Annotated in this window: 12 protein-coding genes; 9 read left to right on the plus strand and 3 right to left on the minus strand. The window is 67.6% G+C overall.

Annotated elements, in window-relative coordinates; all coding sequences use genetic code 11:
• Window positions 1–46: 46 nt before the first annotated feature.
• Window positions 47–1,105, minus strand: coding sequence for a hypothetical protein (locus Q9235_RS06000; RefSeq protein ID WP_306225913.1), 1,059 nt, complete (start codon window positions 1,103–1,105; stop codon window positions 47–49).
• Window positions 1,106–1,253: 148 nt separating this feature from the next.
• Here Q9235_RS06000 and Q9235_RS06005 point away from each other — a divergent pair, with 148 nt between their 5' ends.
• Both Q9235_RS06005 and Q9235_RS06010 read left to right on the plus strand, forming a co-directional pair.
• Window positions 1,254–2,189, plus strand: a complete 936-nt coding sequence (locus Q9235_RS06005) for a lytic transglycosylase domain-containing protein (protein ID WP_306225914.1) — start codon at window positions 1,254–1,256, stop codon at window positions 2,187–2,189.
• A gap of 178 nt (window positions 2,190–2,367) precedes the next feature.
• Entirely contained in the window at window positions 2,368–2,946 is a 579-nt protein-coding gene (locus Q9235_RS06010; protein WP_306225915.1) for a L,D-transpeptidase, read from the plus strand.
• Between the two features lie 57 nt (window positions 2,947–3,003).
• Here the strand turns inward: Q9235_RS06010 and Q9235_RS06015 are convergent, their stop codons facing one another.
• On the minus strand, window positions 3,004–3,366 hold the full coding sequence (locus Q9235_RS06015) for a gamma-butyrobetaine hydroxylase family protein (RefSeq protein WP_306225916.1): 363 nt from the start codon (window positions 3,364–3,366) through the stop codon (window positions 3,004–3,006).
• 160 nt (window positions 3,367–3,526) lie between these two features.
• Here Q9235_RS06015 and moaA point away from each other — a divergent pair, with 160 nt between their 5' ends.
• The 4 genes from moaA to Q9235_RS06035 all read left to right on the plus strand — a co-directional run bounded on the left by moaA (window position 3,527) and on the right by Q9235_RS06035 (window position 7,450).
• Window positions 3,527–4,540 carry a GTP 3',8-cyclase MoaA gene (moaA, locus tag Q9235_RS06020; RefSeq protein ID WP_306228131.1) on the plus strand — a complete coding sequence of 338 codons (1,014 nt, stop codon included), beginning with the start codon at window positions 3,527–3,529 and terminating at the stop codon, window positions 4,538–4,540.
• Window positions 4,541–4,616: 76 nt separating this feature from the next.
• Window positions 4,617–5,216: a hypothetical protein gene (locus tag Q9235_RS06025; RefSeq protein ID WP_306225917.1), complete on the plus strand. Its 600-nt coding sequence runs from the start codon at window positions 4,617–4,619 to the stop codon at window positions 5,214–5,216.
• Window positions 5,206–6,675, plus strand: coding sequence for a hypothetical protein (locus Q9235_RS06030; protein ID WP_306225918.1), 1,470 nt, complete (start codon window positions 5,206–5,208; stop codon window positions 6,673–6,675). The genes Q9235_RS06025 and Q9235_RS06030 overlap by 11 nt, the downstream gene beginning before the upstream one ends.
• A gap of 10 nt (window positions 6,676–6,685) precedes the next feature.
• Window positions 6,686–7,450, plus strand: coding sequence for a hypothetical protein (locus Q9235_RS06035; RefSeq protein WP_306225919.1), 765 nt, complete (start codon window positions 6,686–6,688; stop codon window positions 7,448–7,450).
• A 174-nt stretch (window positions 7,451–7,624) separates the two neighbouring features.
• Here the strand turns inward: Q9235_RS06035 and Q9235_RS06040 are convergent, their stop codons facing one another.
• Window positions 7,625–9,385 (minus strand): methyl-accepting chemotaxis protein, encoded by a 1,761-nt coding sequence (locus Q9235_RS06040; protein ID WP_306225920.1) that lies wholly within the window; start codon window positions 9,383–9,385, stop codon window positions 7,625–7,627.
• Between the two features lie 163 nt (window positions 9,386–9,548).
• Between Q9235_RS06040 and solA the strand changes: the two genes are divergently transcribed.
• From solA to Q9235_RS06055, 3 genes are read left to right on the plus strand one after another with little or no spacing between them, the layout of a single operon-like run.
• Window positions 9,549–10,688, plus strand: coding sequence for an N-methyl-L-tryptophan oxidase (gene solA, locus Q9235_RS06045; protein WP_306225921.1), 1,140 nt, complete (start codon window positions 9,549–9,551; stop codon window positions 10,686–10,688).
• A 24-nt stretch (window positions 10,689–10,712) separates the two neighbouring features.
• A complete protein-coding gene (locus Q9235_RS06050) occupies window positions 10,713–11,615 on the plus strand; it encodes a DMT family transporter (protein ID WP_306225922.1) in 903 nt (300 codons plus the stop codon).
• The gene (locus Q9235_RS06055) at window positions 11,612–12,799 is read left to right on the plus strand and encodes a multidrug effflux MFS transporter (RefSeq protein ID WP_306225923.1); all 1,188 of its coding nucleotides are present in this window, start codon (window positions 11,612–11,614) and stop codon (window positions 12,797–12,799) included. The genes Q9235_RS06050 and Q9235_RS06055 overlap by 4 nt, the downstream gene beginning before the upstream one ends.
• The last annotated feature ends 85 nt before the right edge of the window (window positions 12,800–12,884 follow it).

The raw sequence follows: 12,884 nt of genomic DNA on the forward strand, positions 1-12,884 counted from the left end.
CAAAAGGCCCGCCGGCGGCATCTCTTGCCGCGAGAAGGCGCAGCCGTCAGGGCAGAATGATCGCCGCCCCATCGACCAACGGCGCGTCACCCTTGCCGATGCGCGCGAGTTCCTCGCCGAAGCGGGCCGCGATCGGCAGCCGGAAATGCAGCGGATCCCAGTAATTGCCGTCCTGCGTCGTGATCGGCGAGGCACGGGCGTAGTCGACGACCACTGCGCCGTGGCGGCGGGCCAGAGCGGCGATATCGGCCTTGCAGCGGGCATAACGCTGCCAGCCGGCCGAGCCCTCGCGCGGATAGGCGGCGAGATGGGCGGGCGGCAGCACCAGCATGACCTGCGTCGTCTTGGGGAAAGCGGCGATGCTCTCCTCCAGCCATGACAGGGCCGGGAAACGCCAGGCTGCGCTCTCGGCCGGCGCAACGGCGGCCGGTGGCGACAAGGCCCCAAGGTCGGTGACCGCACCGCCTTGGCCCGCGTAGATGTGCCAGCGCGCCCGGGCGAGGTCGTAGCTCGCCTCCGGTGGGGTGAAGACCTCGTAGCCATCTCCGCGGATGCGCTCGCGCGACCAGCCGAGCCGGTAGGCCAACAGCCGGCCGGCGATCTCCAGATTGGTCAGGTTGAGCAGCTTCGGCCAGTCGCTCCAGCCGACCTCGCGGGAGAGCCAGGCCGGCACCGGCCGCGGCGTCAGGCGCTTGCCCTCGTCGGTCGCATCGGCCTCGCACCAGGTCGTATCGATGCCCCAGATCAGGCGCTTCGGCGCGCGGACATGCTCGCGAAAGAGCTGCGCCATCTGCACCTGCTCCCAGGGCGTCGCCGCATTCATCGCGAGATTGACGAAGCGGGCATCGAGGCCGCGCGAGAGAACCTCCGGATCGAGCAGGCGCATCGTAGAGGTACCGACCACCGCCGCATCGAAACGGCCGGAGCGGACGAGCTGCGGATACATGAAGCGCTGGTTGATATCCATGATCGGCCGCGGCGCCTGCCCGGCATGGACTCGCATGCCAAAGGGATCGAGCAGCGCGACGAAGGCGAAGAGCAGGAGGCCGGCGACCGCCGCCGCCGCCAGGAACCATCGCGACCACTGAATCCAGGCTCTCGCCATTCCGGCCTTCCGCTCCGTCGAACCGAAGCGCGGCTGCCCCGGTGAACGGGCGCCTGCGCGGCGTCCTCTTCGCACAGGCCGCCACCTCGCCACAACGCGAAAGGCGCGCCACATGGCCCCAGGCAACCGAACATGGCAGAGAAGGCCGATGCGACCACGCCGCCTCCGCCGTTCGATCCAGGCTTCGCGCAGCCTGCCTGCGCTGCTCGTCGCCTTCGCGCTGCTGATCTGCCCGGCGCAGGCCGCGGAGGAGCCGCTGCCGGCATCGTCCGGCATCCAGGATGCGCTGTGCCGCCTGATCGACGATGCAGCGAAGGCGCAAGGCGTGCCCGCCGCCTTCCTGACCCGGCTGATCTTCCAGGAATCGAGCTTCCGCGCGAACGTCACCAGCCCGGCCGGGGCGCAGGGCGTCGCCCAGTTCATGCCCGGCACGGCGCGCGAGCGCGGCCTCGTCGATCCGTTCGATCCCGAGCAGGCGGTACCCAAGGCGGCGCATTTTCTCAGCGAACTGCGCGACCGCTTCGGCAACTGGGGCCTCGCGGCGGCAGCCTATAATGGCGGACCCAACCGCGTCGCGGGCTGGCTTGCCGCGCGCAAGGCCGGGCAGGCACGCTTCCTGCCGAGCGAGACCGAGAATTATGTGTTCGCCATCACCGGCCGGACCGCCGAGGACTGGGCCGAGGAAGCGGTCGACCGCGCCAATGGCGACGGACGCTCGCCGCCGATGCCGCCGGCAACCGGCGACAAGGATGCACAGGCGAGCTGCGCGCCGACGCTGGTCGCGATCCGGCAATCCCGCCCTGCCCTTCCCGCGATCGCGGAGGCGCCCTTCGCGCCCTGGGGCGTGCAGCTTGCCGGCAATTTTTCGAAGGCGCGGGCGCTCGCCACCTTCCAGAGGGCCGGCGCCCGCCACCGCGCCATCATCGGAGCGCTGCCGCCGATGGTGATCGGGACACGTCTGCGCAGCCGCGGCACACGCGCCTTCTACCGGGTACGACTACCGGCCGCGACACGCGCCGAGGCGGTCGCGCTGTGCCGACGCATCCAGGCCGATCGCGGCGCCTGCGTCGTGCTGAGGAGCTGACGGCCAGCGGCCGATGTTGCATGCACGCAACGCAGCACGGCAAAGCTCGATCGCTCCCGGCGATGTGATTGCGGCACGATTGCACGGCTGTGGGGAAGCTGACAGGACGTTGAGGAGACGTTGACTTTTCTGCGTCATTTTCGCGACCAGCCGTCCCGACCCGCCCGAGGTTCCTCCGATGACCCGCTCCACTCGCCTGGCCTTGCTCGCTGGCCTTGGCCTGCTCGCCCTGGGCTCCGCCGCCCGAGCCGAAATCGACCCTCTGACCCGCCAGCCGCTCGTCCAGTACGTGGACCCGACCAAGGCGCAGGCGACCGCCATTCCGCGCGAGATCGTCGACTATCCGACGAAGCAGCGGCCCGGCACCATCGTGATCGACTCGACCGAACGCCGCCTTTATTTCGTGATGCCCGACGGCAAGGCGGTGCGCTACGGCGTCGGCGTCGGCCGCCCCGGCTTCGACTGGGCCGGCACGCAGACCATCTCCCGCAAGCAGGAATGGCCGACCTGGACACCGCCGGCCCAGATGCTCAAGCGCCGCCCCGACCTGCCGCGCTTCATGCCGGGCGGCCCGGACAATCCGATGGGCGCGCGCGCGCTCTATCTCGGCTCGACCCTGTACCGCATCCACGGCTCGAACGAGCCGGAGACGATCGGCCAGGCGGTGTCCTCGGGCTGCATCCGCATGCTCAACGACGACGTCATCGACCTCTACGAGCGCGCCAAGGTCGGCACCCGCGTCGTCGTCGCGCGCTGAGCGACCGCTTCAATCGATGAAGAGGCCGGCGGAAATGCCGGCCTTTTTCGTTGTGGCCTAGCGCTTCCGCTCGCGCGACAAGCCCTTCTCGGCCAGCGCCGCGACATAGGCGCGCATCTTCTCCTCGCCCTGCTCGCCGAGCTCGCGCAGATAGTCCCAGGCGTAAATGCCGGTTTCGTGCATGTCGTCGAAGCCGAGCCTGACGGCGTAGTGGCCGACCGGCTCGATCCGGAGGATCTCGACCGCGGCCTTGCCGGGCACGATGGTTTTCTGGCTGGGATGATGGCCCTGGACCTCGGCCGAGGGGCTTTCGACGCGCAAAAGCTCGGCTGGCAGCGCGAAGCTCGCGCCGTCGTCGAAGACGACGTGCAGCGTCCGGCGGTCCTTGGAGAGGCGCAGTTCGGTCGGCCAGGATGACATGGGCGGTATTCGTCCTTCGCAGGCGGTGACCGGCAGGCGCTTGACCTTCGCCAAAGCAGTGCCAATGTCATGCTATAGCAATGTGAAGGCGCGCCCGCATCCTGCGCGGACCGGCCGCTCCACAATGCGGGAACGTGAGGCAGACGTGCTGCTCGACGACATGAAGCCGCTGACGCGGTCGCCTTTGGTCGACCCGTTCGGCCGCAAGATTTCCTATCTGCGCATCTCGGTGACGGATCGCTGCGATTTCCGCTGCGTCTATTGCATGTCAGAGGACATGAAGTTCCTGCCGCGCAAGGAACTGCTGACGCTGGAAGAACTCGACCGGATCGCCAGCGCCTTCGTCGCGCGCGGCACCCGCAAACTGCGCCTGACCGGCGGCGAGCCGCTGGTGCGCCGCGACATCATGAGCCTGTTCCGCTCGCTCTCCCGCCATCTGACCTCCGGCGCGCTGGACGAACTGACGCTGACCACCAACGGCTCGCTGCTGCATCGCTATGCCGACGAGCTCGCCGGCTATGGCGTGCGCCGCATCAATGTCTCGATCGACACGCTCGACCCCGACAAGTTCCGCGAGATCACCCGCCGGGGCGACCTGAAGGTCGTGCTCAACGGCATCGAGGCGGCGCGCAAGGCCGGGATGCGGGTCAAGATCAATGCGGTCGCGCTGAAGGGTGTCAACGACGACGAGATCGAGCACCTGATGCTGTGGTCGCACGGGCTCGGCATGGACCTGACCCTGATCGAGGTCATGCCGATGGGCGAGATCGAGGTCGGCCGCGTCGACCAGTACCTGCCGCTCTCGGTGGTGCGCGGGCGCCTGATGGACAAGTATACGCTCGTCGACGACCCCTATCGGACCGGCGGACCGGCGCGCTATGTCCGCGTCAAGGAGACTGGCGGGCTCGTCGGCTTCATCACGCCGCTGACCCATAATTTCTGCGAAAGCTGCAACCGCGTGCGCCTGACCTGCACCGGCACGCTCTATATGTGCCTCGGTCAGGAGGACGCCGCCGACCTGCGCGCGCCGGTCCGGGCCTCGCAGGACGACGCCCTGCTCTTCCGCGCCATGGACGAGGCGATCGCGCGGAAGCCGAAGGGGCACGACTTCATCATCGACCGCCGCCATAACGGCCCGGCCGTCGGCCGGCACATGAGCGTCACCGGCGGTTGAGCCTACCGGGACGCCTGCCCTTCGCTTGACCCTTCGGCCGAATGCGGTCACCGTCCGGGCCGACGGGTGGAGTTGCATGCGGTCACAGTTCAAGGCGATGGCCCGCCGGATCAAGGCGGCCGCGAGCGCGATCGATGGTGCCGTGAGGCAGACCCATGCGGCGCGGCTCGCCATCATGGCTGCGAAGCTGCGGCAAACCCTGCCCCTCCTCGCCATGCTGCTTCTCGCGACGCTGCTGTTCTGCCTGTTCCTGGGCTGGTCCTCGGCGCGCAGCGTCTTCCTCGTGCTCTCGCCGGCCTCTCCGACCGGGATCATGGCCGGTATCGCGGCTATCGTGGCGGGGATTGCGGTGCTCGAACTCTGCGCAGCCTTCGCGATCACCATCATGACCGCGGCCCTGCAGCTCGCCTACGATACCGGCCGCCATTGCGTCCTGGCCTTGCTGGCGATCGCCAGCGCGCTCGGGCTGGCGTTGATGGTGTCGTACCTGGCTGCAGAGGGAATTCCAGCTCTTGCGGGGGCGATCCTGCCGACCCTCGGCCTCTGCGGGCTCGTTGTGCTGACGCTTTGGTTCAAGCGTGCCTATCTGCGTCCCGCCTATCCCGGTTTCCGCGATTTCTGGGCCGATATCGTCGAGGCCCGCCATTTCCTGATGCGAGCCGCCCATGGCGAATGACGACGGCGCAACCTCGCGGGTCGTGCGTATGACGCCTGCTCCGACGGCCCATCATCTCGCCGAGTCGGTCAAGGCTGGGCATCACGGCGCGAGCGATGCCGTCGAGAACCAGCCGCCCGCCCATGCGACCATGCTCTCCCAGACGGAGCAGACCCTGATCGCCCGGGCGCGCGAGCATTTCGCGACGCTGCGGCAGGAGGCGGCGGCGAGCCTCAACGCCATCCAGGCGGAGATCGTCAGCCGGCGCGAACTGTTCACGCAGCAGCGCTTCGAGGGCCGCGTGCGCGGCGTCGAGGCGACGATGCGCGCGATGCTGAGCAAGCATGGCGGCGAATTGGAACAGCGCGTCTACGATGCGCTCCGGGCCAAGCGCGAATACGCCTTCTTCAATTACGAGAACAAGCGCCGGGCCGATCCCAAGCTCGACAAGTGGCAGTTCATCCTGTTCTTCCTGGTCGTGCCATTGGTGATCGAGAGCCTGCTCAACGGCAACTTCTTCGCCGAAGCCAGCGATTTCGGGCTCGTCGGCGGTGCTGCCACTGCCGTGATCATCTCGGCGCTCAACGTTGCGCTCGGCTTCTTCATGGGCGTTGGCCCGGCGCGCTACTGCCAGCATGTGAAGAGCTCTCACCTGTTCTGGGCGCTGCCAGCCTATGCCGGGATGATCGGGCTGATCGTGCTCTTCAATCTCGCGGTCGGGCATTACCGGGAGATGCTGATCGCCAATCCGGACGCGCGCTCCTTCCAGGTGATGCCGCGCATGATGGAGAACCCCTTCGCGATCTACGACATCAAGTCAGTCGCGCTGGTCATCATCGGCTGCCTCGTCGCCTTCGTCTCGGCGAGCAAGGGCTATACCGCCTTCGGCACCTATCCCGGCCACGCCACCGCCTATAAGCGCTGGCGCCAGCGCTGGAGTGCGGTCGAGGAGGAACGCCGCCGGCTCGACGCCGAATTGCTGCCCGAGCTGGAGGCGATCCGCACCCAGGTCGATGGCTTCCGCGAGGATTGCCGCGACGAGCTCGGCAAGCTGCAGGGCGTGAAGGCGGCAGCCGAAAAGGCGCGCGATCTCTATCTCTCGCGGCTGGGACAACTGCGCGCCGCCAAGGACGCTGCGATGATGCAGTATCGCGAGGCCAATCTCCGGGTGCGCACCGATCTTGCCCCGGCCTATTTCACCCAGTCGCTCAATCTCGCCGAGATCGACCAGCCGGCGGAGCTGCCGGAGTATGTCGCGGCACGCCGCCAGATCGATGATTTCGAGCAGCAGCTTACCAGCATGCCGGCCCTGATCGAAGCCAAGCTCCGGGACCGGCTGGTGCTGCTGCGCGGCATCGACCTTGCCGGCGAAATCGAGCAGGTGAAGCTGCGCGCCGCTCAAGCCGGGCGTGAGGCCTTCGAGCAGGACGAAGCGGCGCAGAAGCAGGCGGCCGAGGATTTCGCCGCAATGAAGCGCTAAAGGCTGACGGATGAAGACCGAGAACTGGGCGATCGTCGCCTCCGTGCTCGCCGGACTTGGCCTTGTCGGCTTCTTCGCGGCGCCTTCCCTGCTGCGCGGCCCGCCGCGCGACCAGGAGACGCTGTGCCCGAAAACCGGACCCGTCGGGCATACTCTCATCCTCGTCGACAAGAGCGACCCATGGAGCGAGGTTCAGGCGAAGCGCCTGAAGGCGCTGGTCAAGCAGGTCGGTGACGAATTGCCGACTGACCGGATGCTGTCGATCTACGTGTTCAACGACGTATTCGAGCCGGGTTTCCCCTCGCTCGTCTCGCTCTGCAATCCCGGCAAGACAGCGAGCGAACTGATCGGCAATCCGCGGCGCGAATACGTCAAATGGGTCGAGAAATTCGGCCGGCCGCTCGACGAGGCGCTGACCGTGCTGACCCAGCCCGGCAAGGGCAACCAGTCGCCGATCGTCGAGGCGATCGGCGATGTCGCGTCACGCCGCGAGAACCGCGTGCCGACCGGAGACCGCAAGATCCTGCTCGTCTCCGACATGCTGCAGAACTCAAACCAGTTCACGATGTTCGGCAATGCGGCCGGCGCACGCGATCCGGAGCGCCTGCGGCGCCTGCTCGGCAAGGTCTGGCAGGATTTGGGCGCTTCAAGCTGGGAGCTGAGCGTGCATCAGGTCCAGGGCGTGTACGACGCTGCGCGGCTCGAACAGGCAGCGGGGCTCTGGAAGCAGGCCTTTCAGAAGCTGAACATCAGCGTGAACTGGGACAGGCTGTAGAGCAGCGCTGTCATCCCGTGCGCGGTGCAGCGCAAAGCGATGCTCCGCAGACACGGGACCGTGTGACGAGAAGGCGCCTCTATACGCGGCGTTGGAGAAAGGCGCCCGCTTCTGAAGACGATCCCGTGTCCGCGCAGCGGCACTCCGCGCCGCAGCGCGCACGGGATGACACCTTCAGAGCCGGTAGGCCATCCGCACCCCGCCCCAATGGCGGCCACGAACGCGCAAGGGCGCGTTGACCTCGCTCAGCAATTCGCTGCGGCCATCCTCGTGTTCATGCCGGCTGAGCTGGATCAGGAAGGGGCGGATCGAACGCCCGGCGCTCAAGCCCGCACGGCTGTCGACGATCCGTCGATTGCGGGCATGAGCCGCGTTCCAGGCGGCATCGCCGGTGCGCGGCTGCTGGGACCAGGCGGCATGATGGACCGGCAGATAGCCGTTGCGATCGCTTGGCAGCGCGAAGACCAGACGTTCATCGGAGCCGAGCGCACCGGCAAGAAGCGGCGGCAGGATGGTTTCGAGTGCCGGCAGACTTGGGCTCAGATATTGCCGTGGGTCGCTCTCGGGAACCGGGACATAGCGAAGGTCGAAGAGATCCTCCTCGGAGAGCAGTCCGCGATCGATCGCCTCTTCCATCGCGGCGGCGATCGCGCGGGCAAAGTCCTGGGCGCGCTCGATCAGCGGGCGCCAGAAGCGCTCGATCTCCTCGATCATGCCCGCCAGCTCGCCGCAGCCGGCGGCGGCATCCCCCGCGAAGGCGAGGTGCAGGCCGTGCTCGCTGGCGCCGGTCATGCGGCAAGGCAGCGGCGGCAGGCCTTCGATCGTGACCACGCCTGCGCTGCCGAGCGGCAACCGGGCCTGATGCGAACCGGCCAGCAGCGCGCCGCCGCGGCCGAGATCGACGAGCCGGCCGGAAATATCGGCACTGCCGAGGGCAAGATGCGCGCTGCGCGCCGTCGGAAAGCGGTCGAAGCGGCGCCGGTCCGCGAAGGCCGAATGACGCAGCACGGGCTTGAAGCGCCTGAGCATGTTGCCGACCAGACGGCTGCCCTTCTGGGTGGCCAGGCGAGCGCACTCGTTCTCCGCAACCGTTTCATGCGCGATGCGGTCGATCTCGCCAGCGCGACGCGCGACGCCCTCGACGAAGAGGGCGGCCTCCCGCGCATTGCGGGAGAGCTCGGCGGTCGAGCTCGCCTGCTCCTGGGACGCGCGCCCGATCGTCGCCATGATCGGATTGACGTCCCGCACGATCTGCAAGGTGTCGTTGACGATGCCGGTCGAGCCCTGGGCGGCGCGGGTCAGGCGATCGACGCGCTCGCGGATATGGCCGACCGCGTCGCTGACCTCGACCGCAAGCGACTTCACCTCATGGGCGACGACGCCGAAGCCGCGCCCGGCCTCGCCGGCACGCGCAGCTTCGATCGCCGCGTTGAGTGCAAGCAGATTGGTCTGGCGCGCGATCTCTGCGATGGAATCGACGATACCCCTGATCTCCCCGGTCGCGACGGCGAGCCCGTCCAGCATCACCTTCGCCTCGCCGGCGCGCGAGACCGCGGCATCCAGCTTGTCGCGGACATCGACCATGGCACCGTCGACCTGCTCGGCCGCCTGCGAGACCTGATGGGTCGCGGCAGCAAGCGCGGAGGCGTTCTCGCTGGCGGCGCCGACGGCCATGCGCATGCTGCCGGCATTTTCGAGGATGGTGCGCGAACCGCTTTCGGACTCGGCCGAGCGCTGCTCGACCTCGCCCAGCTCCTTGGTCAGTCGCTGCATCGCGAGCAGGATGTCGCGCTCGATGTCGTTGACCGCGTCATGAGCGGACGCATCGTAAGGCAGGATTGCCACCTGAGAGGCGGCTTCCGCCACCGGCAGCGCTGCGGGGATTTCCTCCACCGCATGTCGGGCGCCCAGCCAGCGTCGAATCCTGCCCTGCATCCCCACCCAGTCTCACCATAGGTCAAGCTCGGGTCCGGTTATCGTCCCGGCCCGTTAACAAAAGCTTCCATACCGTCGCACGACGCCCTTGCCGGAGACGCATTGGACCCCCGCCGCCGCCGCCTGTATGGCTGGCAGTCATGCGTCAACGGAACAGGCAGCCATGAGCGAGCACAGCTATGACGTCATCGTCGCCGGCGTCGGCGCCATGGGGTCCGCCGCCTGCTGGCACCTGGCCCAGCGCGGGCTCAAGGTGCTCGGGCTCGAGCGCTTCGATCTCGGCCATGCGATGGGCTCCTCGCACGGGCTGACCCGGATCATCCGCCTCGCCTATTTCGAGGGCTCGCATTACGTGCCTATCGTCAAGCGGGCGCATGAATTGTGGGCGCAGACCGGCGAGCAGGCCGGAATGAAGCTGCTCCATGTCACAGGCTCGCTCGATCTCGCCCCGAAAGGCGGCGGGCCGGTCGAATCCTCGTTGAAATCCTGCATCGACCACGGGCTGACGCATGAAGTCCTAGAAGGCAGCGAAGTGACGCGGCGCTTCCCGGCTTTCCAGTTGCCGGCGGGACATATCGGCCTGTGGCAGCCGGATGGCGGCTTTGTCGCCTCGGAAAAGGCGATCTACGCTCATGTCGGACTGGCGCAATCGCGCGGTGCCGAGATCCGCACGAATGAGCCGATGCTGGACTGGACGCCGACGGCCCAGGGCGGCGTCATCGTGCGCACCGAACGCGGGACCTATTCGGCCGGGCGTCTGGTCATCACCTCCGGAGGCTGGGTCACTGATGCGGTGCCGGCGCTGGCGAAACAGATCAACACGGTGAAGCAGGCGATCGGCTGGTTTACGACGCGTCGCCCGGAACTGTTCCGCGAGGACGCCTTCCCGGTCTTCATCCTCAGTGCCGACGAGGGCACCTTCTACGGTTTCCCGCTCTACGAGCATCCGGGCTTCAAGCTCGGGGGACCGCATTTCGGGCGCGAGCCGATCGATCCGCGCGAGCCGGACCGCACGCCAAGCGAGAACCAGATCAGGCTGATCCGCGAATGCCTGGCGCGCTATCTCCCGGACGCCGCCGGCGAGCCGCTGACCGTTAAGGGCTGCGTCTACACTGTATCGCCGGATGAGGACTTCATCATCGATACCGTGCCCGGCGTGCCGCAAGCCGTCTTCGCCTCGGCCTGCTCGGGCCACGGCTTCAAGTTCGCGAGCGCGATCGGCGAGATCCTCGCCGACCTGTCGACCACCGGGCAGTCCCCGTTCGACCTGAAGCCGTTCTCCCTGTCACGCCTGCCGGCCTGAAGCCTCACGAACCGGAACCCAGTCTTGGCCAATGCAGCCGAAAACCGCCGCGGCATCATCTTCATGCTCGCGGCGATGTCGCTCTTCGTCATCAACGACGTGTTCATGAAGCTCGCGCGCGAGGCCTATCCGGCCGGGCAGGCGATTGCGCTGCGGGCCTGTTTCGCGGTGGTGATCGGTTTCGCGCTCGTCTTCGCAGCGCGGGAGAGCGACCGGCTGCGCCTGGCATTCCGCCCGCGCGTGCTGCAACGGGGCATCATCGAGGCCTTCGGCGCGCTGACCTTCGGCTGGTCGCTCGGCCTGATGCCGCTCGCCAATCTCACCGCGATCAACATGGCTTCCCCCCTGCTGATCGTCGCGCTGGCGGTGCTGCTGGGTATGGAACGCGTCGGCTGGCGGCGGGTGATGGCGCTGGCCGTCGGCTTCGTCGGCGTGCTGTTCGTGGTCCGCCCGGGCGCCGAATCCTTCAATGCCGCCGCCATCGTTGCCGTCATCAGCGCCATCCTCGTCGCCGGCCGCGACCTGACAACCCGCACCATCGGCGACGACGTGCCCTCCACCGTGGTGTCGCTGACCACGACCGTCCTCGTCGGGCTCGTCGCACTCGCCTATGGCTTCACCGAGCAGTGGCTGCCGATCTGGCGCATCGAGACCCTTTATGTCGCGCTTGCCGCCATCCTCGTCACGGCCGGCACCTTCTTCATCATCGGCGCCTTCCGGCGTACCGATGTCGGCGTGATCTCGCAATATCGCTACGCCATCGTCGTCTTCGCCACCGTGCTGGGCTATGCCGTCTGGGGCGACGTGCCGGATCTCTACGCCTTCATCGGCGTCGCGCTCATCGTCGGCAGCGGGCTCTACACCATGCATCGGCAGCGCGTGAGGCCCGATTCCAACCTGAAGCTCACGCGAAAGCGCGCCGTATGACGGCGGCTGCGGTCAAGCCCACGCTCGCGATCCTCGTCGCGATCTCGGCGCTGCAGCCGATCGCGCTCAACCTGCTCGCGCCAGCCACGCCAGCGCTCGCCCGGCATTTCGAGTCGAACTACGCCACGATCCAGCTCACGCTGACGCTGTTCCTCGTGGCAGTCGCCGTGACTCAGCTCGTGATCGGGCCGCTCTCGGATCGTTTCGGCCGTCGCCCCTGCGTCAATGCCGGCACCGCCCTGTTCGTGCTGGGCTCGGTGCTGGGCGCGCTTGCCCCCACGACCCATATGCTGTTGCTCGCGCGGGTGCTGGAAGGTGCCGGCGGCGGCGCTGTCTTCGCACTGTCGCGCGCCATCATCCGCGACACCGCCGACCGCGACCATGCGGCGAGCCAGATCGCCACCGTCACGATGGTGATGGTGGTGGCGCCGATGCTCGCACCCTGGCTCGGCGGCCAGATCGAGACGGCTTTCGGCTGGCGCGCGATCTTCTGGTTCATGACGCTGTTCGGCGCTGCCGTGCTCGCCTTCACGCTCGCGCGCCTGCCGGAGACTGCGCCCAATCTCGGCCAGCAAAGCTCGCTTTTCGGCGTCTTCCGCGTCTTTCCTCAACTCGTGCGCAACCGCGACTTCATGCTGAACGTCGTGGTGGGGTCGTCGGCCTCATCCGCCTTCTTCGTCTTCATCGCGGCGACGCCCTATATCGTCGTCGAGACGATGGGGCGCGGCTCGGACGTCTACGGCACCTATTTCATCCTCAACGCCTTCGGCTACATGATCGGCAATTTCGCGATGTCGCGATTGGCGGTGCGCGTCGGCACTCAGACGATGGTGCGGCGCGGGCTCGTGATCTCCTTTTTCGGGACCGCGGTGGCGATGGCCCTGTCGTTCACGCCCTGGTGGTCGCCGCTGGCGCTGTTCCTGCCCCTGGCCGTGAATGCGGTCGGCAACGGCATGACGATCCCCGGTGCGACGGCCGAGGCGCTCTCGGCTCGCCCCGAACTGGCGGGCTCCGCGGCCGGGCTATTGGGCGCGACCCAGCTCGGCTTCAGTGCGGCGCTGACCGTACTGGTCAGTTGGCTCGTGACGATCTGGCCGCAATCGATGAATCTGCTGATCTGGCTTTTGACGACGGCGGGCCTCGCCGCCGTCTGGTTCGTTCGCCCGCGGCCGCAGGCACCATGAGCAACTCGCTTGTCATTCCGGGGCTTCGCAGAGCGAAGAACCCGGAACCCACGACGGGGTGAGCGGCTCGCAACCGAATACCTGA

This window comes from Bosea beijingensis (genome assembly GCF_030758975.1).
Taxonomy (GTDB): domain Bacteria; phylum Pseudomonadota; class Alphaproteobacteria; order Rhizobiales; family Beijerinckiaceae; genus Allobosea; species Allobosea beijingensis.

Bases quoted from the DNA above. Each gene is read 5' to 3' on its own strand.
- Q9235_RS06000 (WP_306225913.1), bottom strand. From the start codon at position 1,105: ATGGCGAGAGCCTGGATTCAGTGGTCGCGATGGTTCCTGGCGGCGGCG.
- Q9235_RS06005 (WP_306225914.1), top strand. From the start codon at position 1,254: ATGCGACCACGCCGCCTCCGCCGTTCGATCCAGGCTTCGCGCAGCCTG.
- Q9235_RS06010 (WP_306225915.1), top strand. From the start codon at position 2,368: ATGACCCGCTCCACTCGCCTGGCCTTGCTCGCTGGCCTTGGCCTGCTC.
- Q9235_RS06015 (WP_306225916.1), bottom strand. From the start codon at position 3,366: ATGTCATCCTGGCCGACCGAACTGCGCCTCTCCAAGGACCGCCGGACG.
- moaA (WP_306228131.1), top strand. From the start codon at position 3,527: ATGAAGCCGCTGACGCGGTCGCCTTTGGTCGACCCGTTCGGCCGCAAG.
- Q9235_RS06025 (WP_306225917.1), top strand. From the start codon at position 4,617: ATGCGGTCACAGTTCAAGGCGATGGCCCGCCGGATCAAGGCGGCCGCG.
- Q9235_RS06030 (WP_306225918.1), top strand. From the start codon at position 5,206: ATGGCGAATGACGACGGCGCAACCTCGCGGGTCGTGCGTATGACGCCT.
- Q9235_RS06035 (WP_306225919.1), top strand. From the start codon at position 6,686: ATGAAGACCGAGAACTGGGCGATCGTCGCCTCCGTGCTCGCCGGACTT.
- Q9235_RS06040 (WP_306225920.1), bottom strand. From the start codon at position 9,385: ATGCAGGGCAGGATTCGACGCTGGCTGGGCGCCCGACATGCGGTGGAG.
- solA (WP_306225921.1), top strand. From the start codon at position 9,549: ATGAGCGAGCACAGCTATGACGTCATCGTCGCCGGCGTCGGCGCCATG.
- Q9235_RS06055 (WP_306225923.1), top strand. From the start codon at position 11,612: ATGACGGCGGCTGCGGTCAAGCCCACGCTCGCGATCCTCGTCGCGATC.